Origin of the sequence: Hydrogenobaculum sp., from assembly GCF_049967395.1 — a bacterium.
In the GTDB taxonomy this organism is placed as follows: domain Bacteria; phylum Aquificota; class Aquificia; order Aquificales; family Aquificaceae; genus Hydrogenobaculum.
Map to the genome: position 1 here is coordinate 1 of NZ_JBMFST010000008.1, position 24,526 is coordinate 24,526.

The window sequence follows — 24,526 nt, forward strand, 5'->3', positions numbered from 1 at the left end:
TTGCAATCCAGACAGACTTAAAGGGTTTAAACCAGCTGTTAAGCTCATTGTAACTGTTTTTACAGGCGTATTACCATTCATTATTTCAACAGTTACATTGGACATACTTGTTGGAGCATCAAGGTAGTAATGTACATTTTTTGTGGTATCTATTCCATTTGTACCAAATACAAATTCTTTTCCTATCATATTTATTGAATTTAACGTAGTCATCTGCGATAAAAGTGCCTCTAGGGCTTGAGTTTGCTGTTGAGCCATGCTATAGTAACCTATCTGCTGAAGCTGTACCGTAGCGTTTATCATAGACGTTACATCGTTGCCGCTTGAAGATGCCGGGTCTTGATACTTTAGCTCGGTTGTATAAATTTCCATGTAAGCGCTTGCGCTAAGGTTCATGAGACTTTGATGGGTACCTGGCGGCACAACATTTACTTTTGGAAGCCAAGAAGGTGATGAGATGCTATGCCCCGTATTTAATCCACCTACCAAGTTTGAGCTGTTTACCGTACTCATTATTTACCTCCTAACTTATCTTGCTTACAAGTTCTTTTAATTCTTGTAAGCTATTATTATAATTTATGCCAGTTTTTGGATTTTGCATGAAAAAATTATCTATATCGGATTTATGCTCTAAAACTTTATCTATGGTGGGGTTGGATCCTTTCCTATAAAGCCCTACTTTTATAATATCCTCCATTGAATAATATTCAGATAAAATTTGTTTAAACTTAAGTACATAGTTCCAGTGCTCGTCTGAGACTATACTTGGCATTATACGGCTTATGCTTTTAAGTGGGTCTATAGCTGGATAGATGCCAGAATCTGCCATTTTGCGAGATAAAAGTATGTGTCCGTCCAAAAAACTCATGGCGCTGTCAGCTACAGGGTCTAGTGAAGTATCGTCACCTTCTACAAGCACGCTAAATATTCCAGTGATACCATGGTCTCCAACGAGTCCACATCCTTCTATTATTTTAGACATTGTTAGAAATACAGACGGCGTATATCCTTTTAATGTTGGTGGTTCTCCCACCGATAGCCCTATTTCTCTTTGAGCCATGGCAAGTCTTGTCAGAGAATCCATCACAAGTAAAACATTGTAACCTTTGCTGGCAAAGAATCTAGCATGCACTAAAGCACTTATAGCTCCTTTTACTTTCATTATAGGTGTTTGGTCTGATGTGGATACAATAACTACCGATTTTTCAAAAGCCTCTCCTAGTATATCCTCTACATACTCTCTAACTTCTCTTCCACGCTCTCCTATAAGTGCTAACACCACTACATCAGAAGAACTATGCTTCATTATCATTCCAAGCGTTGTAGTTTTTCCAACACCAGCCCCAGCAAATACACCAATTCTCTGTCCTATACCAATAGTTGTTAACGCGTTTATGGTTCTTACGCCAGAATCAAATATTTTTGATATTTTTTTTCTTTCCATAGGAGAATAGTTCTCTAAACTTAGAGGTAATTTTTTTAACGATCTTACGCTTTTAGTATTGGTGCTATGTATTATGTTTCCGAAAGGATCTAACACTTTGCCTAAAAATTCTTCTGATACATATGTAGATACTGGTTCTTCGGTATATAACACTTTAGTGCCCGGTTTTACGCTAACGTTGCTGTCAAAACACATTATAATTGCATTTTCTTTGTCAAAGCCTATAATCTCGCCTCTGAAACCGCCGTCTATCTTTACTTCATCTCCGACACCAGAACTATAGTTGGAAGCTTCTATATAAACCCCGCTTACTTTAGTTATTTTACCGTATATTTTGTATGGCCTTTTCAACAACATCTTTTAATAAATCCTTGTTAAATCTTTCCAAAATAAAGTCCTCTGTTTCTATCTGAAATTCGCCGTTTTCTAAGTTTTCCTCTATAAATTTGATTTCTAAGTTGTTTAGATTTTTTACGTATCTTTGAAAAGTTTCTATAAATGTTTTGTTGGCTTTTATTATGATGAAATGTTTAAATATACTGCTGTCCTCCAAAATTTTTTTTATTATCGAGTCTAAATCTATGCTACATTTCGCGTATAGGCTACTTAGTATAGTGGATGTCAACGTGCTTATCTCTTCTATGGTTAGTTGTTCCCTTTGAATTATAGTATTTTTGATAGTCTCTAAACTTTGTAAAACGGCGTTTTTATAGGCTTCTTCCTTAGCTTCGTTTTCCTTTAGTTGTTCTATGGTAGCTTTTAATTGTTCATTTTCGGCTATCAGAGCATTTTTCTCCCTTTCGATGTTTTCTAGTTCTTTTTTTATAGACTCGATTTCTTCTTCGGTTTGCTTTTGTTTTTCCAAAAGATGCTTAATCTCTTGATCTTTTAATATTATTTGTTGCTCTAATTGCTCTACAGTTTTTCTGTATTGTAGTATTTTAGTTTGTGTTTCATTTTTTATAAGCTCTAAAACTTTGTGAAAAGATGTTTCTGGTGTTTTATTTGGCGTAGGTCCTTTGTTTTGAATCTCAACCGTAATATTTTGTATTGCCTCAAAGTGATCATTCATAAGAAGCGCCGCCAGTCAAATCTATCTTACCTTCATCTGCCAACTTCTTGATAACGGCTATAATCTCTTTTTGAGCTTTTTCTACATCAGAGGCTCTTACTGGACCCATAGCTTCCATATCTTCCTTCATTATAGTGGCCGCTTTCTGAGACATATTTGAGAAGAATTTTTCTTTTATTGTATCAGAAGCTCCTTTTAAGGCAATCATAAGTGTATTTTTGTCTACGGCTTTTAATATCTCCACTATGTCCCTATTGCTTAGTTTTGCTATATCTTCAAATACAAACATTTTATCTTTTATACGTTCTGCTAAATACTTATCCTCTTGCTCTATTTTGTTTAAAATCTTATCGGTGATTTTTTTATCAAGCAAGTTTAGCACTTCTGCCGCTAATATAAGCCCGTTTGTTTTTTGAGAGAACCCGCTCAAACCTATACCTCTTATCTCTTCTGCCAGGTTTTCTATAAGCTCTCCTAAAAACTCTGGAGATATGTTTTCCAATGTTGCAAGCCTCTTTGTTACCTCCACAGCTATATTCTCTGGCAAATACTGCAACACATCAGCTGCTCTCATTGGACTTAATTGAGATAACACAACTGCTATAGTTTGAGGATGCTCTTTTGCCAATAAAGAAGCCAAAATTTTAACATCTACTTTTTCTAATTCTTGAAAACTCTTTATAATGGTAGAACTACTTACAAATTCATATATCTTTGCAAATTTTTCTGGCGGTAAAACTTTTCTTGCAAACTCCAAGAGTTGCTCGGTATCTGGTGATACTATTGTTGTTTCTTGATAATCTTGTAAAAATTCTTTAGCTATCTCCTCTACATCCTGAAGAGTAATGCCTTGAAGAGTATTCATGTTTACAAATATCTCTTGGAGCTCCGATTCATCTAATTCTTTCATGATTTCTACAGATACCTCCGGAGGCAAAGCCATCATAAGTACCGCAGCTTTTTGAGCCTTCGTCAATTTATCTACCGGCATAATTATTATAATAAATCATTTTTATTTATATAGCAACATATTAATCTGATTTGAAAAACAACCACGCATTATCACCGCCTTTTGGGAATCTTATAAGATGATACTTGCCTTTTAATTTGTTGCCATTTAGTATAAAATCGTATTTTTTATCTGTTCGTTCTAAAAGCTCAAAGGTACCTTTGTCCCAAATTTTTACTACACCAGCCCCATATTGGCCCTCTGGTATTATTCCTTCAAAGTTTGCATATTCCAAGGGATGATCTTCTGTTTGTATTGCCAATCTTTTTATATTTTTTTGGGTAGGTGGTTCTTTTGGTATAGCCCAAGATTTTAACACACCATCTAAAGCCAGCCTAAAATCCCAATGCAGATGAGAAGCATGATGCTCTTGTACTACAAATATAGGTTCGTGGTCTTCTACTACGCTCCATTGAGGTTCTGGTGTTTTTGAAAAATCCCTCTTTTTAGAATAATCGCTCATGATATTATATCAAGCATTTTTTTGACCGCTTCCCCCAAGCCAAACAATACCGCATTTGATATTATAGAATGCCCTATATTGAGCTCTTCTATAAGCTCTTTTAAATCCAAAACAAGGTGTATATTTTGATAAGTGATACCGTGCCCTGCGTAAACATTCAACCCTAACTCCCTTGCTAAGGTTGCAGCTTTTCTCAATCTATCTTTCTCTTCTTCTAAAAGCCTAAAATCTCTCTTATGAAAACTTTCTGCAAATCTTCCAGTGTGTAGTTCTATCGCATCTGCGCCTGCAAATTTCGATGCTTCTACTTGCTCAAGGTCTGGGTCTATAAAAAAAGATACCTCTATTTGATTTTCTTTAAAATCTTTTATATAGCTTTTCAAATAATCTATGTTTGACAATATGTCTAATCCGCCTTCGGTGGTTATCTCTTGTCTTTTTTCTGGCACAAGAGTAACTCTTTGAGGTTTTACTTCTAATGCGATAGCTTTTATTTCTTCTGTAGGAGCCATTTCAAGGTTTAGTGGAATTTCTACCAAAGTCCTCACCAACCTTACATCTTCATCTTTTATGTGTCTTCTATCTTCTCTTAAATGCATTGTGATTTGGTGAGCACCAGCTCTTTTTGCTATAAAAGCAGCTTCCAATACAGATGGTTCAAAAGTTTTTCTCGCTTCTCTAATAGTAGCTACGTGATCTATGTTCACGCCTAGTCTCATAGTTATTCCCACTCTATTGTAGCCGGTGGTTTTGAAGATATATCGTAAATCACCCTGTTGATACCTTTTACTTCTTGTATTATTCTCCTCATCACATGTTCTAAAAATTCATAAGGAAGCTTTGACGGTTCTGCGGTCATTCCGTCTTGGCTATCTACCGCTCTTAAAGCTAAAACCTTTTCGTATGTTCTGTTGTCTCCCATTACCCCCACAGATTTTATTGGTAAAAGCACAGCAAAAGCTTGCCATGTCTTATCGTATAAATCCCACTTTTTCAACTCTTCTATAAAAATAGCATCCGCTTCTCTTAGTATGTTTAAATCTTCTTCTTTTACATCTCCTATTATTCTTATTGCAAGCCCTGGACCAGGAAATGGATGTCTATATACCATATCTTTTGGAAGACCAAGCTCTAAACCTAAGGCTCTTACTTCATCTTTGAAGAGTTCTCTCAATGGTTCCAAAAGTTTTAGATTCATTTTTTCTGGAAGTCCTCCAACGTTGTGGTGAGACTTTATTTTTGCTGATCCATGGATACCAGCGCTTTCAACAAGATCTGGATAAAGCGTACCTTGAAGCAAAAACTCTGCGTTGTATTTTTTGGCTTCTTCTTCAAAAATCTCTATAAAAGTGTTTCCTATGATTTTTCTTTTCTGTTCTGGGTCTTCAACGTTTTTAAGCTTTTCTAAAAACAAATTGCTTCTATCAAGCGCTACTATATTAAGACCAAGTTTTGTAAGATTTGATATTACTTCCTTTGACTCGTTTTTTCTAAGAAGTCCATGATCTACAAAAATACACGTTAGTCTATCACCTATGGCTTTGTGGGTTAAAACAGCAGCTACGGCAGAATCTACACCACCGGAAATAGCGCATATTACCTTTTTATCCCCAACTATCTCTCTTATCTCTTCTATTTTATGCTCTTTGAAGCTTTTCATATTCCAGTTTGGTTGGCATTTTGCTATATCAAACAAGAAATTTGACAACATCTCTTTACCGTATTCGGTGTGATAAACTTCCAAATGAAATTGGACACCGTATATTGGAAGATGCTTATGTTTTATAACAGCGTTTTCTGAGTTATCAGAAAAGCCTATAGACTCAAAATCCTTTGGCAACGTGTATACTTTGTCCGCATGGCTCATCCAAACCACGGTATGCTGTGGTATATTTTTGAAAAAATCGCTAGGTTTAAAATCTAAGTATGCCTTACCATACTCGTGTTTATCTGATTTTTCCACTATTCCACCAAACTCATAGGCTATTAACTGATGCCCATAGCATATTCCCAATATGGGTATTCCAAGCTCATAAACCCTCTTGTCAAGCTTTGGTGCATTTTCCTCGTACACCGAGTATGGGCCTCCAGAAAATATCAAAGCGCATGGCTTTTTTGCAATTATCTCTTCAATTTCTATATCTGGTGAAACTATCTCGCTATAAACTCCTAATTCTCTTACTTTCCTAGCTATAAGCTGTACATATTGAGACCCAAAACTAACTATCAGTACGGAACTTTCCAATGTTTTACCCTTACAATATGAACTTATATCATCAGCCTTTCTAGTTCTCTTTTCTTAAGTATCTCTATATAGCCTCTTTCCGTATGTATTATACCCTCTTTTTTCCATTTGCTCATAATACGTATAGCTGTTTCTACGGTGGTACCTGTCATTTCTGCTATATCTTGACGAGTTATTGGTATTTCTATTGATATTTTGCCACCTTCTTTTTCCTCACCTACCGACTTTGCCAGTTCTAACAGCACTCTTGCTATGCGCTCTTCTACTCTACCAGAAGCTATGGATTTTAATATATCGTAAGCGTACAAAAGATTGTGAGTAGCATCACAAGTTACTTTTACAGCAAAAGCTGGATATTTAATAGCTAAATTTATAAAATCTTGGTTTGAGAGATATAAAACAGATGATTCTGTCATAGATTGAGCTGTGTAGGTAGTTTTTATCTTTGACTTTATGCTTGACCCGCCCCACTCAATCCATCCAAAGGTATCTTTTGGAAATACGAGCCTTACTATAATTGTACGGCCGTCCTGGGTTTCTTTTATGAGCTTGACGATGCCATCCATCAATATAAAAAGCCCAGGTTCAGATTCCTCTTCAAAGAATATATATTCGTTTTTCCTATATTCTCTCATATTCAGAAGACTTGCTACTTCCTTTATTTCGTCGTTAGACATATTTTCAAATATGCTAACGCTTTTCAGAAACTTTATTTTCTGATCTATGGTGCTCTTAGGCTTTTCCATTGTTTCCATATGTACCTCCAAAAATAATATAAATTAGTGATATAACCATATGATTATACCATCATATACTAAATTTATGCAAAGAAAATATTTTTTCAAGATATTCTTTTATGGTGACATCTCCTCCTCGTGGTTCATCGAGTATACTGGTATATATTTGTGGTTCCATAATATCATCGAAATCTTCATAATCTACAGACTCTAAAAGCAACTTTGCCTCTTTTGTGACTTTTATAGATTTCACATCAACACCTTCTAAATGAAGCCATATCAAAGACCATGCCCTGGCAAGACTTATTGGATTGTATCCACCACCTCCAAGCAAAATAAATTTCTTTGTATATTTTTTTATTATATCTATTGCTTTTACATAAATGTTGTTTGATAAGTAAAATTTTGATAGATAATCTTCTTTTACAGCATCAACACCCATTTGTATTACAAAAACCTCTGGTGTAAATTTTTTTGTGGCTATTTCAATAGCTTTTTCTAAAGCGTACAAGAAATCGTTATCGTTAATATTCTTTGGAAGAGGTATGTTCATGTTAAAGCCAAAGCCTTCACCTTTTCCCAATTCATCTGCATATCCAACGTGGAAAGGAAATGCATACTCTGGAGATTGGTGCAAGCTTATTAAAAACACATCAGCGCTGTCGTAAAAAGCCTCTTGAACACCGTCTGGATGATGAGCGTCTAAATCTATATACATTATCTTCTTAAAACCATGTTTTTGTAGATGCAATATGCTTATGACTGGATCATTTAAAAAACAAAAACCGTTTGCCCGTGATTTCATAGCGTGATGCATTCCACCTGCTGGATTAAACACTACAAATTCATTCTCGGTTTTATAGTTTTTAATATAAGATTCTACGGCTTGAATACTAGAGCCAGTTGCCAACAAAGACCCTTTCCACATCCCAGCTGATACAGGGTTTTCTATAGTTCCTATAGCATATTTTTCTCTTATATAATTGGTTGCTTTCATTGTGTTATCAGCTTCTATAAGAGCGTCTATGTAATCTCTTGTATGGAAAATAAGCAACTCTTCTATCGACGCATTTCTTCCTTCCAAATAATCAACATCAAAACCAAGCGCCGTAAGGTAGTTTATCATAAGGGAAACCCTAGGCACTCTCAGTGGATGATTTTTAGGGTATCTTAATTCTTTATACTTTTCGCTAGCTATTAAAATGTTCACACTGTCAAAAGCCTAAAAATAAAAATGATTTATTTACCTAGCCACTGGTCTAGCTGCTTTTCACTGCTTGGAGCTCCTGGATGCATTTTGCCGTCCATACCTATAATAGTAGGTGTACCTTGAACACCAAGCTTCATAGCTTCTTGCATAGAGTTTTTGATAAAAGCCTCTCCTTCTGGACATTGAGATAACGGTGCTTTTGCATTGTAAGCAGCGTGTAGGCTGTTCCATCCTTTTTTGTTGCACCAAAGCCCTACAGCAGATTGGAAAGCCCCTGGATGTATTGGTAGTGGGAAAAGTATTACTCTTACTTCTACGCCATTTTTATCAGCCCATTTTTGTATAAGAGGTTCTGCCTCGTGGCAAAATGGACATTTAGGATCAGTGATTAGATATATATATTTGTCTGCTGGCGGCGGATTTGTTCCAAAGTAAGATTTTCCTTTATAATAACTAAAAGCTACATACTGATTTAGCCCTGATTCTTCATTTTTGCTTACTTTTAAGAATTGATTCATGGTTTCTTGTGTAAGGTTTTGCTTTGTTATAGCATTTAGAAGCTGGCCAGCTATAAAGTAGTTTCCTTTTGGATCTGTATATATTACGGTTGGTGGCCCACCATTTATTTTAATAACAACTTCACAAAGGCCTTTTATTTGTTGTAAAGGTTTTTCTGCTACTACTTGGACTTTTGCACCTGGTGGTGTAAAGTGCCCAACATTTGTAACTATAGTATTGTTAGACGGGCATTTTGTAGCTTGAAGTTTACTGCAAGCATTTAAGCCAATGCCGGTAGTAGCAACTGCAAGTGCAAGTATGCCGTATTTTGCTAAGCTTGACTTCAAAAATTTAGCTTTTTTAAATTTAATATTCATAATTACCTCCGCGCAATATTATATCAGTATAACATGAAATTTATGTGATTATCTAAAAAGTGTTTTATGAAGCTGTTTTTGCCGGTTCTAACAGATGTTCAGATATTTTTATATGTTTTATGGCTTCTTTTACAAATTCAACATTTAATTTATGTCCACCCATGTAAGAATATATATTCGCTGAAAATCTTACACCGGTTAGATACAAATCTCCTATTAAGTCTAGGACTTTATGGCTTACGGGTTCATGAGAGTGTCTCAGTCCACCTTGGTTTAATACACCTGTATCCGTAAGGACTATGTTGTTTTCCAAAGAACCACCTTTTCCAAGACCTAACTTTCTAAGCTTTTCTATGTCTTCTATATGACAAAACGTTCTAGCACTTATAAGCTTTCTATCTACGTGTGGCTTTTCTAATAAAGAGTTGTAATTATAGGATTGATGCTTTAGAAAATTTCCAAAAAATCCCTCAAATGTAATAGACAAACTTTTTTGGGGTTTTGCCATTATATATTTGTTGCCCTCTGAAACTCTTACAATATTTGAAAGATAGCCAAAATATTTAGGAGCATCTTGAGCTACTTTGTATTTTTCTAAAAGCTTAAAAAACTCACAAGCACTGCCGTCCATAATAGGAGATTCTTCAGAATTTACAAACTCCACTATTACATTATCTATATCTGCTAAATATAGGGCTGCCATTATATGTTCTATAGTTCTAAAAGTTACTATACCGTTTCCTATAGACGTTGAATTTGAAGTATCTACTACATTTTCTACATGAGCTTTTACTTTATAAGCGTTTCTCATAAATATTATACCTGTATTTTCTTCCGCTGGATGGAACTTTATCTTTGATATTGCGCCTGAGTGTATACCTATACCCTCTAATGTAAAAGAATCAGATATTGTATTTTGTAAAAAACACTCGTTTCTCATACAAAGTAATCTAAGCAAATTATGTGCCAATAGATGATATGTATTTTGCTATAGATTCTACGCTTGGCTTTTGCGGAACGTAAGTTACTTTAAATCCTTCATTTTTGATAGCATCTGCTGTAGTGTTTCCTATGGCAAATATATCTTTCTCGTTTAAAATATATTTGTAATTTTGCAAATTTTTTAAAAATCCTAAAAAAGCCGAAGGGCTAGCGAAAAATATTCCATTTACTATCTTAACAACCTCTAACACCTTGCTTATATCGTAAATCTTATGCTTAGTTTTGTAGGCTTCTAATATGAAAATATCTTTGTTTTTTACCATATTCTTTATATCTTCTGGAAGCTCAAAGTCTGTCCTTATCCAAAGGGTTTTACCACTTACTATAGGTATTATCTCTTTTATTGAATCTCTAACAACTAATTTTTTCGTGTTGTAAAATCCCAAGAAGAACTCTTTCGTTTTTTCTCCCACAATATATATATTGATGTTTGCATTTTTGCAAATATATAAATTTTTAAAAAATATTTCCACAGCTTTTCTGCTGCTAAAGATTATACTTTCAAAATCAAAGCCTTTTAATTCAAACTCTTTCGGTATTGTTTCTATCATAGGTAAGCTTATGGTGTTTATGTTGTAAGAAGAGAATATTTTTTTAGATTCTAAGTTTTTCTCTTCTTCTCTTGTGAGAAGCAAGTTATACATTGTATATGTCTTTTGATAGTTTTGAGAGAATACCGTTTATAAAAGAAGGCGTTTTTTTATTACCATAGTTGTTTGCAATTTCTACATAATCTATGATAGCTTGTATGTTTCTTTTAGGTTTTATGTAAATAAATTCTGTGAAAGCTGTCCTTAAAATAGCTTTTTCTATACTACCCAAATCATCAAGAGTCCAATTTTCAAGATAAGAGGCTATTTTCTTGTCTATACTTTCTATATTTTCTTCAAACTTTTTCGTTATAAGTAGTGCATATTTTTGACTATCTTTTTTAAGCGGTGGTTCGCTCATGTTTATAATTTCTTGAGCTATGGTAGCTATTTCTCCACCGCTTATATCCCAAGCGTAAAGACTTCTAAATGCTATTTCTCTTGCTCTTGCTCTTATTTCTTTCATTATAAGCTCCAATAAAGAAAACCGTTTTTTAAGAAAATATCTTTGTTGTATAAGCTTTTTATATCTATCAAAATTTTTGGGCTTTTAGTAATATTTTCGTAAAATCTTATATCGTATTCTCCAAAAGCGTTATGCTTTACCGCTACCACTATAGCGTCGTAAGGTGCCTCTTCATAAGGGTCTTGTAAAAGTTCTATACCATATTCTTTAAACACCTCATCTTTATATACGTAAGGGTCGTATATGTATGTATTTATACCAAACTCTCTGAGTTCGTTGTATATATCTACTACTTTTGAGTTTCTTATGTCTGGGATATTTTCTTTAAAAGAAAGCCCAAATATGATTATCTTTGAAGATTCTATTTGTTTTTTTGCTTTTATTAAAAGCTTTAAAATATTTTGCACCACAAAGTTTGGTATATTGTCGTTTACTCTTCTACCAGAAAGAATTACCTCTGGATGATGGCCTAACTCTTGAGCCTTGAATGTAAGATAGTAAGGGTCTACGCTGATGCAGTGCCCTCCTACCAAACCTGGTTCAAACTTGAGAAAATTCCACTTGGTAGCCGCAGCTTCTAATACATCTTTTGTATCTATTCCTATTTTATGGAAAATCATTGATAGTTCGTTCATCAGTGCGATGTTTATATCTCGCTGAGTGTTTTCTATAACTTTAGCAGCTTCTGCAACTTTTATGGATTTCGCCTTAAATATCCCAGCTTTTACAACCTTAGAGTATATTTCAGATATTATATTAAGACTATAATCGGTATCTCCAGAAACTACTTTTACTATATTTTCAAACCTGTGTATTTTATCACCAGGATTTATGCGTTCTGGTGAATAGCCCACAAAGAAATCTTTTTTCCACGTAAGTCCTGATTCTTTTTCTAAGATAGGCACGCATTCTTCTTCCGTTAAGCCTGGATATACCGTAGATTCATACACCACTATGCTATCTTTTTGTAAATTTCTCCCAACTATAGTAGATGCGCTAAATATAGGTTTTAGGTCTGGTACCTTATGCTTATCTATAGGTGTTGGTACCGTGATGATAATAAATTTACATTTTTTTATATGCTCTTCGTTGGATGTAAAAAATATGTTGCTATTTAGAAGTTCTTCAGAAGTAGTCTCCTTCGTTCTGTCTATACCTAATTTTAGTTCGTTTATCCTTATTTGGTTTATATCAAAACCTATTACGTTAAAATGTTTTGCAAACGCTACCGCCAATGGAAGCCCTACATATCCAAGCCCTACTACGCATATTGACTCTTTTTTGTTTAGGAAATCTTCCGCTTTTATCATGCCTTCTTGATTATTGCAAAATGCTTTTTACCTACTTGAACTCTTATTTCGTTTTCAACAACTATTTCTTTGTTTGGATCTGTTATCTTCTCTCCGTTTATTCTTAGTCCTCCTCCAGATATTATTCTTCTTGCTTCGTTGTTTGAAGGTGCAAAACCTATCTTTACTATAAGTTCGTAAGCTTTTAAAGAATCTTTATCAGAAAAGCTAAATACTGGTGCATCTTTTGGAAACTCTTTTTGGGAAAATGTTGATTCAAAAAATTCTTTTGCTTCTTTCGCTTTTTCTTCTGAATGAAATCTCGATACAATTATGTATGCAAGTTGTTTTTTGGCTTCCATAGGATGCATAGCTTTTATCTTCTCTATCTCATCTGGGGTCTTATCGGTGAGCAAAGTATAATAATCGTACATAAGCTCGTCAGATATGCTCATAATTTTCCCAAACATATCTTTAGGGTCATCTTTTAAGGCTATGTAGTTGCCATAGCTTTTTGACATCTTCTTTACGCCGTCTGTTCCTACTAAAAGCGGCATCGTAATACATACTTGTTTTTCTAAACCGTAATCTTTTTGAAGTTCTCTTCCTACAAGCAAGTTAAATTTTTGATCAGATCCTCCTATCTCTATGTCTGCTTTTAATACTACAGAGTCGTATCCTTGAAAAAGTGGATATAAAAACTCATGAATGTGTATAGGAGAGCCTTCTTTGTAGCGCTTCTGAAAATCATCTCTTTCTAGCATTCTTGCCACTGTATATTTTGAAGCGAGGTTTACTATATCTTTTGTTGTCATAGTGGATAACCACTCGCTGTTGTAAGCAATTTTTGTTTTATCTTTGTCTAAAATCTTAAAAACTTGTTCTTGATACGTTTTTGCGTTTTCCAACACCTCTTCTTTAGAAAGAGGAGGCCTTGTTTCGTTTCTCCCTGTGGGGTCTCCTATCATCGCTGTAAAATCACCTATTAAAAATATTATTTCATGGCCTAAATTTTGAAAGTCTCTTAGTTTTTGAAGCAAAACCGTGTGCCCTAAGTGCAAATCTTTCGCCGTAGGGTCAAAACCTGCTTTTACTACAAGGGGTTTACCCTTTTTTAACTTTTCTATAAGCTCTTCTTTCTCTATAATTTCTACAGTTCCTTTTTGTATAATCTCTAACTGCCTTTGTATATCCATGGTTATATATTATACCTGTTTTTGGCTTTTAATATGCTATAATATGTTATTAGCCCTGGTAGCTCAACTGGATAGAGCATGGGACTACGGATCCCAAGGTTGCGGGTTCGACTCCTGCCCAGGGCGTTTCAGAAGAATGATCCAAGCACAAAAGATATTTTTTCTCTTGCTGTATCTCCTGGAACTGGCTTTGTTTTAAAAGCAAGATCAAGTCTTACTGGCGCATAAGCTGTTATAAATCTTATACCAACACCATAGCTTCCCAGCCATTTGCTTGGTTTTAGACCAGACCAAGAATCAGCACCTCTACCTGTATCGTAAAATGCATCTACGTAGAAAATATTTTTATATAGCGGATAATCTGCTTCAAAGTTTAACACAATTTCCCTTGTAGCACCTATTGGTTCATCTGCTGAGTCAAGAGGACCAGCGTAACCGTAGCTATAACCTCTTATCGTATAGTCACCACCTACAAAAAATTCATCATCCAAAGGCACAACCGAATTTGAGTATGCTTGAGCCCAGCCAATAGTCTCTCTTGCTGAGAATATTGTACCAGTGTAGAATATATGGTCTTTTATAAAGTTTGCGTTTGAAAGCACTAATTTTTGAAATTTTTCAGTACCACCAAGCACTGGTAAAGCAATTGTGTATGTTAAAGATTGTATAGAGCCCTTTGAAGGGAACAGATAGTAGTCTGTGGTGTTATGTGAAACAGAGAATATCAATTTTCTTGCTTGCCAAGTGCCTGCTTGGGATTGGATTACCGGCGGAGTTGAAGACGATATATCAGAATAAGTTACTTTTTGTATGCTTGAGCCTAAACTTGCATACCAATATTCACCAAACTCTTTGGTAAAGGTTAAGTCAAAGCCAACCCTTTGAACGGTATAGTCTATGTAATAAATTTTTGTATCGTACAATGATCCAGTTACATCTATCGGCTTGTTAAACAACCATTTATGTGTGTAACTTATTGAGTCGTTTTGGTAGTTTGCACCGTATGATAAAGATATGCCAGCTATATCGCCAGTACCTAGGAAATTACCTTTCCTAATGGATGCAAAACCGGCCAATCCTGTTACCTGATTGTATCCAAGACCAACTGAGAACTGACCTGTATATCTCTCTTGAATTTTTGTATATATGTCGTCAAAGTTATCTGGTTTTGGCACTGGTACTATTTGTACGTTGTCATAGTAACCTAAGTTCATTATGCGGTCTTTAGACCTACTTAGTTCATGTCTTGTGATAAGGTCGTATTCTTGCAACCTCATTTCTCTTCTTATAACATAGTCTCTTGTTTCGTAATTTCCTCGTATATGGATTTTACCAGCATATACTGGGCCACCTTCGTAAACATGAAAAACTAAGTTTACAGTTTTATTTTTAAAATCCGGTTCCTTTTTTACGCTGGTGTATTCGTTGATGAAACCTATCTTACCGTATTTATCAAATATTCTTTTTTCTATAAGCTTTATTATAGATTTTTTATAATATCTCTTGCTGTCCCTATGTTGTATTATTTTATCTAAAAGCTCATCTTCAGAATACATTTTGTTTCCTTTGAAAACTATTTTACCTATCTTATACCTTGGCCCCTCGTTTATTTTTATTGTTATATTTACCCTATCTCCATGTTTTTTTATAATTGGTTCATCTATTTGAACTTCAAAAAACCCTTCATTTTCATAAAATTTTTTCAATCTTTTTATATCATCCATAAGTATATGTTTGTTAAAGGGTGGATGCCATCTAAAAGCCAAGAGACTAAAAGGCTGCGTTTTCATATGATCCAAGAGTCTACCATCGCTAAAAGTCTTGTTACCTATAAAATGAATATCACCTACATAGGTAGGTTTTGTTTCCTTTATATAAAACACCAATCTTGATGCACCTTTAACGGGTATTATCTTATAGGTTACACCCACATGAGAATACCCAGCTTCTTCATAGGCTTTTTTAATACGGTTTATAAGCAAATGAATTTCTTCTTCGCTTAGGACTTTTCCTAGCTGGAATTGTTTTATAATTTCTATCTTTTCATTTATGCTTGAAGACGGCGTTAAACCTCTAGTAGCTTGATTTAAGCCAAATTTTCCTACCTCCGTCTCTATGCCTAGCTTTTTAGCAAGATCTTTAGAGCTTAATCTTTTGTTGCCTTTAAACTCTATACGATATATAATAGGCAAATCTTGTACAACGTATATAAGCTTGACATGATCGTCTTTTTTTATTTCTTTTACTGCTATATTTTTGAAATATCCAGTTTCATACAACCTTTTTATGTCTTCGTCCAACATGGTTTGCGAAAATTGCATACCAGGGTGTAGTTTCATAAACCCTTTAATAAGACCTGATTGTATATACTTGTTTCCAACAACCTCTATTTTTGATATAGTTTGGGAAAAGCCAAGCGATACTAAAAGCAATATAAATAAAAACAATTTCTTCATCAGTACTTTCTCTCCTCCGGTTTATAAATACTTGTATCTACTTCTTTATAGCTCAAGTTAAGCTCGCCATTTTTATACTGCACTAGCGAATGTTTTAAAAAATTCTCATCGTCCCTTTCCTTATAATCCTCTCTCCAGTGCCCACCTCTTGATTCTCTTCTGTTTAAAGCGCATAAAGCTACCGCTCTAGATAATTCAAGCATGTTTCTTAATTCTAAAAGCTCAATAAGATTTGTATTAAATATTCTCGATTTGTCAGATACCGGTATATAATTCCACATGTCCAACAGTTTTGTTAGCTCTTCGTAAGCATCTTTCAAAGAGTTTTCTGTTCTAAATATACCCATGTTAAACCACGTTATCTCCCCCATCTTATTTCTTACTTCGTGCAATTTAACATCTCCTTCTCTTTGCATCAAAGAGTTTATATAAGCTTCAGATTTTATTACAGGATTTTTATTTGAAAAGTCAGAATGTTTTGCATATTCACGTGCGTATTCACCGGCATATTTGCCAAATACCACAAGCTCAGTAAGGGAATTACCTCCTAACCTGTTTGCACCGTGTACCGATACACAAGCGCACTCTCCTATAGCTAAAAGCCCCTTTACGCTGGTTTCAGAGCTTTTAAAATCAACAACATCTATGCCGCCCATACAATAATGAGCTGTCGGTCTTATGGGTATTGGAGCTTTCACTGGGTCTATACCTTCAAAATCAATGGCTAGTTGTCTTACCTGAGGCAATCGTTCATTTATTTTTTCTTCTCCCAAATGTCTTAAATCTAAATATACGTATGCAGATGTTCCTTCTCCTACACCAAGACCGCTTTTTATTTCGAGCTCTATAGACCTTGACACTATATCTCTCGGAGCTAACTCCATTTTATTAGGAGAATATTTCTCCATAAACCTTTCGCCCTTAACATTTAAAAGGTATCCCCCTTCTCCTCTTGAAGCTTCTGAAAGCAGTATACCAGTTTTGGCAAGACCCGTTGGATGAAACTGAATAAACTCTATATCTTTTAAAACTATACCCTTTCTAAGGGCTATGGCTTGCAAATCTCCGGTATTGCCAGACGCGTTTGTGCTTCTGTGCCAATATATTCTTGCAAACCCACCACCAGCTAGTATTAAAACCTTCGTTTTTATATACAATATGCTTGAATCTTTTATGTTTAAAAGCTCAACACCCTCTATTTTCTCATTTTCTATATCTATATCAAGCAAAAAATACTCGTTAAAAAAATCTATATTTTCTTTTGACATTGCTTGTTCAAATAGTGTATGTAGAAGTACGTGGCCTGTTCTATCCGCCGAATAAACAGTCCTTGGGAAAGAAGCTCCTCCGAAAGGCCTTTGAGCTATCTTGCCATCGTTCGTCCTTGAAAATGGGACGCCCATCCTGTCCAACTCGTATATCACGTCTGGAGCATTCTTGCACATAAATAAGACAGCTTGTTGGTCTGCCAAAAAATCGGCACCTTTTATTGTATCAAAAGCATGTTTTTCTGGGGAATCGTTTGGATCAGCTACTCCTATGCTGGCGTTCATACCACCTTGAGCGGCACCAGTATGAGACCTTGTTGGAAAAACTTTAGAAACAACCGCTATTTTTATATTTTTATCTTTAGATGCTTCTATGGCAGCCATAAGACCAGCACCACCACCGCCTATTACAACTATATCGTACTTTAGCATACAAATATTATATATGAAAAAACCAAAAATTTACTGAGATTGGTTATTGGGATTTTGATTATTTGGAATGATGCCCCAATTTCTTTCTATTTGGTCCCATTTGTTGTTTGGATTTTCATACTGTGCAAGCGTGGTAAGTTCGCTTCCTTTAATATTTAAGATGGTTATTTCAACTCTTCTGTTCATAGCTTTATTTTGTGGTGTTGTATTAGGCACCAGCGGATGATACTCGCCATACCCAGCTATCTTTATCTTTGATGGATCAAAACCTTTAGATATGAAGTACTTAGCCACGGAAGCTGCTCTATCGGTAGATAATTCCCAATTTGAAGGAAATATGGGTGTATGTATAGGAGTGTTGTCGGTATAGCCATCTATTTCTATAGGATTTGGCAAGCTTGAAATTATTTTGTATATAGAATCAAGCAACGGATAATACTTAGGGTCTATATCAGCGCTTCCGCTCTTAAATAGCACAGCGTCTTGAAGTATTAGTTTTATACCTTGAGGTACCAATTTAACTTTAAACTTACCCTCTAGGCCCTGTTTTTTGAGCATTTGCTCTATTTTCTTCAGCTGCATGTTTATGTATTGACCTTTTTGAGTTAATTGAACCTTTGGGAGCACCGGTTGTGGTAGTATCTGTGATGGTAAGGTTTGCTCAAACGGAAGTATTCTCATGCCCATAGCTTTTGCAAAAGCCTCTGCATATATTGGTATAGCTTTAGAGCCTCTCATTATTGCATATAAAGCAATAAAAAGAGCTAGAAGAAGCGTTAAAAAATCAGCGTATGGTATAGCCCATTTTTCAGAAGCTTCTTCAGGACATTTCTGTTTTTTAGCCATATTTATCACGCATAAGCATTGAGCTTTTCTTCTATAAGCCTCGGGTTTTCACCTTTTGCTATAAGCCTTATACCCTCTATTGTCATATAACCAGCCATAACTATCATTTCAAGTTTTACCTTTGATTTTCTGCCCCACGGCCCAAAAACAAGATAAGAACTAGTGATACCATAAACAGTAGCCACAAAGGCTGTTGATATACCCTCTGCTAGTTTATTGGGATCGTTTAGCTGCGTGAGAGCATGCATCAACCCAAAAACAGCACCGGTTAGGCCCATGGTAGGTGAAGTTTCTGAACAAGTTTTCCAATACTCTACCCCTATTTTTAATTCTTCCTCTTCTTTTGTAAGCTCTGCTTCTAATATAGAAACTATAGTCTCTTCATCCATGCCAAGCACCATAAGCTCAACGCCTCGTTTTATAAGAGGATCTTTTATTTCGTCTATGCTGGATTCAAGACTCAATATACCCTCTTTACGGGCTTTGTTGGCTATCTCAATGATTTCTTCTTTGGTTTTTTCTGGGTTTACTACGCTACCGCTAAAGACCATCTTTAGAGCTTTTATTATATAACCTATCTTGCCGGCTGGTACGGAACCAAGCACTCCCAAAAGAGTAGAGGGTACTACTATTAAAAAAGCAGGAGGTTGTATTAAAATTGCCAGATGAGCTCCATCTAAAAAAGCTCCTAGCAAAAGCGTACCAAAAGCCAAAAAACCTATAATAGAGAATATATCCATATACTAAACCTAAATATCGGATAATTTATCCAATATTTTAAATATATCATATTTCTTTATTCTAAAAGCTGCTTTGTTGCATATTATCTTTGCATACGAATCAAATATTTTTTCCATCACTATGAGGCCATTTTCTTTTAATGTCTTCCCAGTTTGAGTTATGTCAACTATGTAATCGCTTAGTCCTATTATAGGAGCTATTTCTACTGAACCGTTTAATTTTATAATGTTTATAGAAACGTCTTTACCTTCAAAGAAGCTCCTGGCTATATTTACATACTTTGTAGCTACTTTTGTAAAATGAAGTATCTTGTAATCCTCGATTTTTTCTGGTTTTCCAGCTACTACCATACTACATTTGCCTATGTTCTTCAAATCTAAAATTTCATATACTTCTTTTGGTTCTTCTTTCAACACATCTAACCCTACCACCCCTATATCTGCTGCTCCTTGCTCTACATATGTTGCTACGTCTGAAGGTTTCACTATTAAAAATCTAAAACAACTTATATCAACTATTAGTTTTCTACTTTCTTCAATCTTAAAAGGTATTATAGCGCTCTTAACGAACAAATCTGAAACTTCTTCTAGCAGCCTTCCTTTTGGTATTGCTATTTTAAGCATCAAATTCTGGTTTTAATCTTATAAGTACTTCACCTGGATTTATAACTTCCCCTATTTCTACCAAAATTTCCTCTACTTGCCCATCTATTGTGCTTTTTATCTCATTTTCCATTTTCATGGCTTCTACTATTAAAAGCGTATCACCTTCTTTTACCTTATCACCTATGCTTACCTTTATATCTACAACCTTACCTGATATGTTTGAAGATATGTCGCCTACATCTTGAGCTTTTGGTCTTTTTGGTTTTACAGATGTCCCTTCTGGTATATCAACACTGCTGGATTTTTGTTGAGAAACTGTTATTTCTTTAATTGGTTCAACAGTTACCTCTTCTAATTGATCGTTTATTCTTATGAAGAAGAGCTTTCTATCTTTTGACATCCCTTCTCTACCAACTATTTTTATATTGAACTGTTCACCATGAACAGCTACATTAAATTCTACTGGCACGTTTTCGTTGCAATCGCTGTATGTATATTCTATTTCTTTTTGCACCAAACCTTTTTCAAATTTTTCTCGCCATTCAAAGAACTCTTTAGCTACCACTGGCAATATAGCATAAGAAAGTACGTCTTCTTCGTTTCTTGCCCCAGCCGTGTATGCTTCTTTTCTTATCTCTTCTAATTCGTTTTGAAGAAGATCGGCTGGTCTTATATCAAAATATGTTTTATCTTTTTCATCTTTTAATATAAGTTCCATAATTTCTGGTTTTATAGGAGCTGGTGGTTTTCCGTACAAACCTTTTACGTAATCTTTTATTTCTTTCGTGACAACTTTATATCTTTCTTTATTTACTACATTTAGAAAAGCTTGAGACCCCACCATTTGGCTTGTTGGTGTCACAAGAGGAGGATACCCTAAGTCTTCTCTCACTCTAGCCACCTCTTTCAAAACTTCTTCCAATTTATCTTCTAAATTTTGCTCTCTAAGCTGGCTTATAAAGTTGCTAATCATACCCCCGGGTACTTGATGTGTTAATACTGATACATCTGGATAAGGAGGTAGGGTATCGTATTTTTTATACTTTTTTCTTACCTCTCTAAAGATGTTGCCAGCTTCTTCGTAGAGTGCTTGGTCTACATCTATTTGATAACCAAACTCCCTAAAAACATATATCATAGTTTCTCCAGATGGATGAGAAGTCTGGGATGATAAGCTATAAAAAGCTGTATCAAACATAGTAGCCCCAGCCTCTAAGGCTTTAAGCTGAGCCATATTTGCAAGTTCTGCAGTGGTTTGCGTATGTACATGGACTGGAAGTTTAAATTCTTGTTTTAGAGCTTTTACCAAATCAAAAGCCATTTTTGGAGTTAGTATACCAGCTTGGTCTTTTATAGAAATTATATCTATACCCATATTTACTAAATCTTTTGCTATTTTCACATAATACTCAACAGTATGGACTGGACTTGTTGTATAAGATAGCACTCCCTTTACTATGGCATTTAAGCTTTTGGCAGTTTCTATAGCTTTTCTCATGTTTCTAACGTCGTTTAAAGCATCAAAAATCCTAAAAACTTCTATTCCGTTGTCGTAGGATTTTTTAACAAAAGCTTCTACAACATCGTCTGGATAATTCCTATAGCCTACAATATTTTGACCTCTTAATAACATTTCAAGTTTAGTGTTTTTTGCGATGTTTTTAAATTGTTTTAAACGTTCCCATGGATCTTCTTTTAGATACCTAAGACATACATCGAATGTAGCACCACCCCACACTTCCAAAGACCAAAATCCACATTTATCCAGAATTTCTAGCGTAGGAAGCATATCCTCTGTTCGTACTCTTGTAGCCAAAAGGCTCTGGATACCGTCTCTTAGGCTAACATCGGTAAAATATAATTTCTCCATACCACTATTATACACTAAAATGGTAAAATAATTTTTTATGGTTGAAAAGCTAAAGACTTATTGGGAAAATCTTTTGGATTTTATTACATTGCACCACGAAGTACCCATTCACATGTTGCTATTGTCATTTCTAACAGGGTTGTTGGGTGGTATAGGCGCTATTGTTTTTAGATCTATGATAGCATTTTTCCATAATCTTTTCTTCTATCAGAAGATAGATATTTTTTACAATGCAGATAAGCATAGTCTACCAAGTCCACTTGGTTGGTTCGTTATGTTTGTGCCACCTTTGGCTGGTATGGTAGTAGTTTACATAGTTCAAAATTACGCTATAGAGGCAAAAGGTTTTGGGACACCAGAGGTTTTACATGCGATTTACTATAGAAAAGGTAAGTTAAGGCCTAGGATAATAGGGGCGAGAATATTGGCTTCTTCAATATCAATTGGTGCTGGTGGGTCTGTGGGTAGAGAAGGTCCAATAGTACAAATAGGCGGTGTAATAGGTTCCACGCTAGGGCAAATATTTAAATTAGAATATTGGCAAATATATACACTTATAGCTTCTGGTGCTGGCGGTGGCATAGGGGCTGCTTTCAACACTCCTTTGGCAGGTGTGGTTTACGCTTTGGAGGTAATATCACCAGAAGCTAGCGTAAGAACCATAATTCCCGCTATCATATCCGCTGGAGTCGCAAGCTATGTTGGTAGACTTTGGTGGGGCAATAAACCTTCTTTTATAGTAGAAAATACTAAATTTATAATACCTTCTATACATGCCTTACCTCTTGAAGCTATAATGTTTTATATACTCTTAGGCATCTTAGTTGGTATAGGAGGGGCTATGTACGTATATTGGATATATTATTCTGAAGCAGTTTTTATAAAAATCTCTAAAAATCCTTACATAAGGCATTTTATAGGTATGACTATAGTCGGTTTTTGCGCTGTTATGTTTATGCATTTTACTGGACATTACTACGTACAAGGTATAGGCTATGCTACGGTTCAGGATGTGTTAAACCAAGTCATCAAAAATGCATGGTTTTTAATATTTTTATTCTTTATGAAACTTCTCTTGACAGGGGTTTCTCTTGGTTCTGGCGGTTCTGGTGGTGTGTTTTCTCCTGGTATTTTTATGGGCGCTACATTAGGTGGCGGTATTGGGCTTTTGGCAAAACAAATAGATCCACACATCCCAATTAACATGGTATCGTCTGGTGTAGTGGGTATTGCAGCGATGCTAAGTTCTACGGTAAGCGCTCCTATTACCGCTGTGGTTATGAGTTTCGAGATGACGAGAGATTATAGAGTTGTGGTCCCATCAATGATAGCCGCTGGCGTTGCTTTTGGCGTAAGGCGCATGATTATACATTATAGTATAGACACATTTAAGCTAGAAAAACAAGGTTTTCACATACCAGAAACATATGTAAGGGTGTTACACTATCCGAAGCATGAAGATTAAACATGGGCGATACAGGGCTCGAACCTGTGACCTCCACCGTGTGAGGATGGCGCTCTCCCAGCTGAGCTAATCGCCCTTAATTAACTAGAAGTATTTTAATAAACCTTCTACTATCTTGTTAGTATCTATCTCATAAGAACCGTTAGCAATTTTGGCTTTTATCTCTTCAATCTTCTTAGCCATATCTTTTATATTTTCGTTAGAGTTTGAATTTATATTTTTAGCCACGGACGATAATTCCACTTTGTAAGCTTGCCCGTTGTTTTCTTGAGTTGCAAGCTCCTCATTTACAGCGCTGCTGATTTGTTTTTGCGCTTTTTCTTTCTTTGCAATAGAAGTATCTAGCCCAGTGTTCCTAGTGATATCTCCTTCTATCCTACTCATATAACACCTCTATATAAATATCGGAATATATTTAAGATATTTTAACATGAATTGTTTGCAAGGCTTTTATGAATATAATACAGGACTCTTGCTCCCAACAGTAAAGACGCCATTAACCAGTCTATCCATATCAAGAAAGCTATTATTAGCCAAAGCGATGCGTAAACTATACTTTTAATGAGTAAGTGTGATATGTATACTGTTATTACATATTTTAAAAGCAACAAAGCTAAGGATTCTACAATGGATACTGCAAATACATAAATTTTACGAATATTTTTGATTGGTATAAAAATGCTGTATATAGAATAAAAAAATATTGTAAAAAACAGTAAATAGCTAAGATTTTTGGTAAATTCCAGAGGTAAGTTTAGATGTTTGAACACTAAACTTATATAAAACAAATAAACAGAACCACCAGTAAATATCACCACAAAAAACATTAAATACAGAAAATACATGAACTCTATGCGTTTTGCCTCTTTTTTATCCCACATAAGCGCTATAGCGTAATCTAAATCTTTTATAAATCCCGTAGAGAAATATAGAGATACCAAAGCTCCTATAATACCGGCCTTTAACCTCTTTTGCTCTAGATAGGATATATCTTTTATTATTTTATTGGCAAAATCTGGAAACACAGAGCTAAGATGATATATATAGTTATCTATTTTATTTTCTAAAAACATATGTAGAAAAAAACCAGCCCCAAGCATAAGAGGTACTATTGCCATTATGAAGCTGAAAGATAAGGCTCCGGCATGGTAAAGTATTTTTAATCTAAAAAAATCTAATACAAAATTTATTAAGTTTTTCACATACTTAAAACGCTGCTGTGAGTAGAACTATAACACCAGCTAC

General features: G+C 35.1%; 24 protein-coding genes and 2 tRNA genes. 2 read left to right on the top strand and 24 right to left on the bottom strand.

The features are described 5' to 3' along the window. The 15 genes from ACP5S8_RS02135 to tyrS form a co-directional block, all read right to left on the bottom strand. Positions 1-513 (bottom strand): flagellar hook assembly protein (locus tag ACP5S8_RS02135; RefSeq protein WP_461875509.1); only part of this gene is annotated, 513 nt, incomplete at its 3' end. 10 nt (positions 514-523) lie between these two features. Further along, positions 524-1,801 carry a FliI/YscN family ATPase gene (locus ACP5S8_RS02140; protein ID WP_461875510.1) on the bottom strand — a complete coding sequence of 426 codons (1,278 nt, stop codon included), beginning with the start codon at positions 1,799-1,801 and terminating at the stop codon, positions 524-526. After that, on the bottom strand, positions 1,767-2,516 hold the full coding sequence (locus tag ACP5S8_RS02145; RefSeq protein ID WP_461870227.1) for a metallopeptidase: 750 nt from the start codon (positions 2,514-2,516) through the stop codon (positions 1,767-1,769). Before ACP5S8_RS02145 ends, ACP5S8_RS02140 begins: the two co-directional genes overlap by 35 nt. Next, positions 2,509-3,507, bottom strand: coding sequence for a flagellar motor switch protein FliG (gene fliG / locus ACP5S8_RS02150; protein ID WP_461875512.1), 999 nt, complete (start codon positions 3,505-3,507; stop codon positions 2,509-2,511). Before fliG ends, ACP5S8_RS02145 begins: the two co-directional genes overlap by 8 nt. A 40-nt stretch (positions 3,508-3,547) precedes the next feature. Beyond that, the gene (locus ACP5S8_RS02155; RefSeq protein ID WP_461875514.1) at positions 3,548-3,988 is read right to left on the bottom strand and encodes a DNA polymerase ligase N-terminal domain-containing protein; all 441 of its coding nucleotides are present in this window, start codon (positions 3,986-3,988) and stop codon (positions 3,548-3,550) included. Then, complete coding sequence (locus tag ACP5S8_RS02160; protein ID WP_461875515.1) at positions 3,985-4,707, bottom strand: pyridoxine 5'-phosphate synthase; 723 nt, start codon at positions 4,705-4,707, stop codon at positions 3,985-3,987. Before ACP5S8_RS02160 ends, ACP5S8_RS02155 begins: the two co-directional genes overlap by 4 nt. Before the next feature lie 2 nt (positions 4,708-4,709). Further along, complete coding sequence (guaA, locus tag ACP5S8_RS02165) at positions 4,710-6,233, bottom strand: glutamine-hydrolyzing GMP synthase (protein ID WP_461870231.1); 1,524 nt, start codon at positions 6,231-6,233, stop codon at positions 4,710-4,712. A 23-nt stretch (positions 6,234-6,256) separates the two neighbouring features. Next, positions 6,257-6,988, bottom strand: a complete 732-nt coding sequence (locus ACP5S8_RS02170; RefSeq protein WP_461870232.1) for a Crp/Fnr family transcriptional regulator — start codon at positions 6,986-6,988, stop codon at positions 6,257-6,259. 52 nt (positions 6,989-7,040) lie between these two features. After that, positions 7,041-8,180: an acetoin utilization protein AcuC gene (locus tag ACP5S8_RS02175; RefSeq protein ID WP_461870233.1), complete on the bottom strand. Its 1,140-nt coding sequence runs from the start codon at positions 8,178-8,180 to the stop codon at positions 7,041-7,043. 29 nt (positions 8,181-8,209) lie between these two features. Continuing rightward, the gene (locus tag ACP5S8_RS02180) at positions 8,210-9,055 is read right to left on the bottom strand and encodes a DsbC family protein (RefSeq protein ID WP_461870234.1); all 846 of its coding nucleotides are present in this window, start codon (positions 9,053-9,055) and stop codon (positions 8,210-8,212) included. A 64-nt stretch (positions 9,056-9,119) separates the two neighbouring features. Next, a complete protein-coding gene (gene lpxC, locus ACP5S8_RS02185; protein ID WP_461875516.1) occupies positions 9,120-9,995 on the bottom strand; it encodes a UDP-3-O-acyl-N-acetylglucosamine deacetylase in 876 nt (291 codons plus the stop codon). 19 nt (positions 9,996-10,014) lie between these two features. Next, a complete protein-coding gene (locus tag ACP5S8_RS02190) occupies positions 10,015-10,701 on the bottom strand; it encodes a uroporphyrinogen-III synthase (protein WP_461870236.1) in 687 nt (228 codons plus the stop codon). Further along, positions 10,694-11,113, bottom strand: coding sequence for a transcription antitermination factor NusB (nusB, locus tag ACP5S8_RS02195; RefSeq protein WP_461875517.1), 420 nt, complete (start codon positions 11,111-11,113; stop codon positions 10,694-10,696). Before nusB ends, ACP5S8_RS02190 begins: the two co-directional genes overlap by 8 nt. Then, positions 11,113-12,423 carry a nucleotide sugar dehydrogenase gene (locus tag ACP5S8_RS02200; protein WP_461870493.1) on the bottom strand — a complete coding sequence of 437 codons (1,311 nt, stop codon included), beginning with the start codon at positions 12,421-12,423 and terminating at the stop codon, positions 11,113-11,115. Before ACP5S8_RS02200 ends, nusB begins: the two co-directional genes overlap by 1 nt. Further along, positions 12,420-13,598, bottom strand: coding sequence for a tyrosine--tRNA ligase (gene tyrS, locus ACP5S8_RS02205; protein ID WP_461875518.1), 1,179 nt, complete (start codon positions 13,596-13,598; stop codon positions 12,420-12,422). The genes ACP5S8_RS02200 and tyrS overlap by 4 nt, the downstream gene beginning before the upstream one ends. A 52-nt stretch (positions 13,599-13,650) precedes the next feature. Between tyrS and ACP5S8_RS02210 the strand changes: the two genes are divergently transcribed. Further along, positions 13,651-13,724: transfer RNA gene (locus tag ACP5S8_RS02210), tRNA-Arg, on the top strand. Between the two features lie 2 nt (positions 13,725-13,726). On the opposite strand, the gene bamA is transcribed toward ACP5S8_RS02210, so the two are convergent. The 6 genes from bamA to oadA are packed head-to-tail and all read right to left on the bottom strand — an operon-like array spanning position 13,727 to position 21,816. Next, positions 13,727-16,054, bottom strand: coding sequence for an outer membrane protein assembly factor BamA (gene bamA, locus ACP5S8_RS02215; RefSeq protein WP_461875519.1), 2,328 nt, complete (start codon positions 16,052-16,054; stop codon positions 13,727-13,729). Continuing rightward, positions 16,054-17,754 carry an FAD-binding protein gene (locus ACP5S8_RS02220; protein WP_461875520.1) on the bottom strand — a complete coding sequence of 567 codons (1,701 nt, stop codon included), beginning with the start codon at positions 17,752-17,754 and terminating at the stop codon, positions 16,054-16,056. The genes bamA and ACP5S8_RS02220 overlap by 1 nt, the downstream gene beginning before the upstream one ends. 30 nt (positions 17,755-17,784) lie before the next feature. Next, a complete protein-coding gene (locus ACP5S8_RS02225; RefSeq protein ID WP_461875521.1) occupies positions 17,785-18,600 on the bottom strand; it encodes an OmpA/MotB family protein in 816 nt (271 codons plus the stop codon). A gap of 5 nt (positions 18,601-18,605) precedes the next feature. Beyond that, entirely contained in the window at positions 18,606-19,340 is a 735-nt protein-coding gene (locus ACP5S8_RS02230) for a motility protein A (protein WP_461875522.1), read from the bottom strand. Between the two features lie 9 nt (positions 19,341-19,349). Next, a complete protein-coding gene (hisG, locus tag ACP5S8_RS02235; RefSeq protein WP_461875523.1) occupies positions 19,350-19,964 on the bottom strand; it encodes an ATP phosphoribosyltransferase in 615 nt (204 codons plus the stop codon). Continuing rightward, positions 19,957-21,816 (bottom strand): sodium-extruding oxaloacetate decarboxylase subunit alpha, encoded by a 1,860-nt coding sequence (gene oadA, locus ACP5S8_RS02240; protein ID WP_461875524.1) that lies wholly within the window; start codon positions 21,814-21,816, stop codon positions 19,957-19,959. Before oadA ends, hisG begins: the two co-directional genes overlap by 8 nt. 37 nt (positions 21,817-21,853) lie before the next feature. Here oadA and ACP5S8_RS02245 point away from each other — a divergent pair, with 37 nt between their 5' ends. After that, positions 21,854-23,281 (top strand): chloride channel protein, encoded by a 1,428-nt coding sequence (locus ACP5S8_RS02245; RefSeq protein WP_461875526.1) that lies wholly within the window; start codon positions 21,854-21,856, stop codon positions 23,279-23,281. A gap of 3 nt (positions 23,282-23,284) precedes the next feature. On the opposite strand, the gene ACP5S8_RS02250 is transcribed toward ACP5S8_RS02245, so the two are convergent. From ACP5S8_RS02250 to ACP5S8_RS02260, 3 genes are all read right to left on the bottom strand, one after another. After that, positions 23,285-23,357, bottom strand: a tRNA-Val gene (locus ACP5S8_RS02250). A gap of 8 nt (positions 23,358-23,365) precedes the next feature. Continuing rightward, positions 23,366-23,665 carry a flagellar biosynthesis anti-sigma factor FlgM gene (flgM, locus tag ACP5S8_RS02255; protein ID WP_461870502.1) on the bottom strand — a complete coding sequence of 100 codons (300 nt, stop codon included), beginning with the start codon at positions 23,663-23,665 and terminating at the stop codon, positions 23,366-23,368. Positions 23,666-23,706: 41 nt separating this feature from the next. Continuing rightward, positions 23,707-24,483, bottom strand: a complete 777-nt coding sequence (locus ACP5S8_RS02260) for a YihY/virulence factor BrkB family protein (protein WP_461875527.1) — start codon at positions 24,481-24,483, stop codon at positions 23,707-23,709. Positions 24,484-24,526 lie beyond the last annotated feature (43 nt).

What these genes read in the sequence shown, in the direction of transcription:
- ACP5S8_RS02230 (WP_461875522.1), bottom strand. Translation starts at nt 19,340, where the DNA reads ATGGATATATTCTCTATTATAGGTTTTTTGGCTTTTGGTACGCTTTTG.
- ACP5S8_RS02140 (WP_461875510.1), bottom strand. Translation starts at nt 1,801, where the DNA reads ATGTTGTTGAAAAGGCCATACAAAATATACGGTAAAATAACTAAAGTA.
- ACP5S8_RS02225 (WP_461875521.1), bottom strand. Translation starts at nt 18,600, where the DNA reads ATGGCTAAAAAACAGAAATGTCCTGAAGAAGCTTCTGAAAAATGGGCT.
- ACP5S8_RS02145 (WP_461870227.1), bottom strand. Translation starts at nt 2,516, where the DNA reads ATGAATGATCACTTTGAGGCAATACAAAATATTACGGTTGAGATTCAA.
- fliG (WP_461875512.1), bottom strand. Translation starts at nt 3,507, where the DNA reads ATGCCGGTAGATAAATTGACGAAGGCTCAAAAAGCTGCGGTACTTATG.
- ACP5S8_RS02155 (WP_461875514.1), bottom strand. Translation starts at nt 3,988, where the DNA reads ATGAGCGATTATTCTAAAAAGAGGGATTTTTCAAAAACACCAGAACCT.
- ACP5S8_RS02200 (WP_461870493.1), bottom strand. Translation starts at nt 12,423, where the DNA reads ATGATAAAAGCGGAAGATTTCCTAAACAAAAAAGAGTCAATATGCGTA.
- ACP5S8_RS02180 (WP_461870234.1), bottom strand. Translation starts at nt 9,055, where the DNA reads ATGAATATTAAATTTAAAAAAGCTAAATTTTTGAAGTCAAGCTTAGCA.
- ACP5S8_RS02245 (WP_461875526.1), top strand. Translation starts at nt 21,854, where the DNA reads ATGGTTGAAAAGCTAAAGACTTATTGGGAAAATCTTTTGGATTTTATT.
- lpxC (WP_461875516.1), bottom strand. Translation starts at nt 9,995, where the DNA reads ATGAGAAACGAGTGTTTTTTACAAAATACAATATCTGATTCTTTTACA.
- flgM (WP_461870502.1), bottom strand. Translation starts at nt 23,665, where the DNA reads ATGAGTAGGATAGAAGGAGATATCACTAGGAACACTGGGCTAGATACT.
- ACP5S8_RS02170 (WP_461870232.1), bottom strand. Translation starts at nt 6,988, where the DNA reads ATGGAAACAATGGAAAAGCCTAAGAGCACCATAGATCAGAAAATAAAG.
- bamA (WP_461875519.1), bottom strand. Translation starts at nt 16,054, where the DNA reads ATGAAGAAATTGTTTTTATTTATATTGCTTTTAGTATCGCTTGGCTTT.
- ACP5S8_RS02190 (WP_461870236.1), bottom strand. Translation starts at nt 10,701, where the DNA reads ATGTATAACTTGCTTCTCACAAGAGAAGAAGAGAAAAACTTAGAATCT.
- hisG (WP_461875523.1), bottom strand. Translation starts at nt 19,964, where the DNA reads ATGCTTAAAATAGCAATACCAAAAGGAAGGCTGCTAGAAGAAGTTTCA.
- oadA (WP_461875524.1), bottom strand. Translation starts at nt 21,816, where the DNA reads ATGGAGAAATTATATTTTACCGATGTTAGCCTAAGAGACGGTATCCAG.
- tyrS (WP_461875518.1), bottom strand. Translation starts at nt 13,598, where the DNA reads ATGGATATACAAAGGCAGTTAGAGATTATACAAAAAGGAACTGTAGAA.
- nusB (WP_461875517.1), bottom strand. Translation starts at nt 11,113, where the DNA reads ATGAAAGAAATAAGAGCAAGAGCAAGAGAAATAGCATTTAGAAGTCTT.
- ACP5S8_RS02220 (WP_461875520.1), bottom strand. Translation starts at nt 17,754, where the DNA reads ATGCTAAAGTACGATATAGTTGTAATAGGCGGTGGTGGTGCTGGTCTT.
- ACP5S8_RS02160 (WP_461875515.1), bottom strand. Translation starts at nt 4,707, where the DNA reads ATGAGACTAGGCGTGAACATAGATCACGTAGCTACTATTAGAGAAGCG.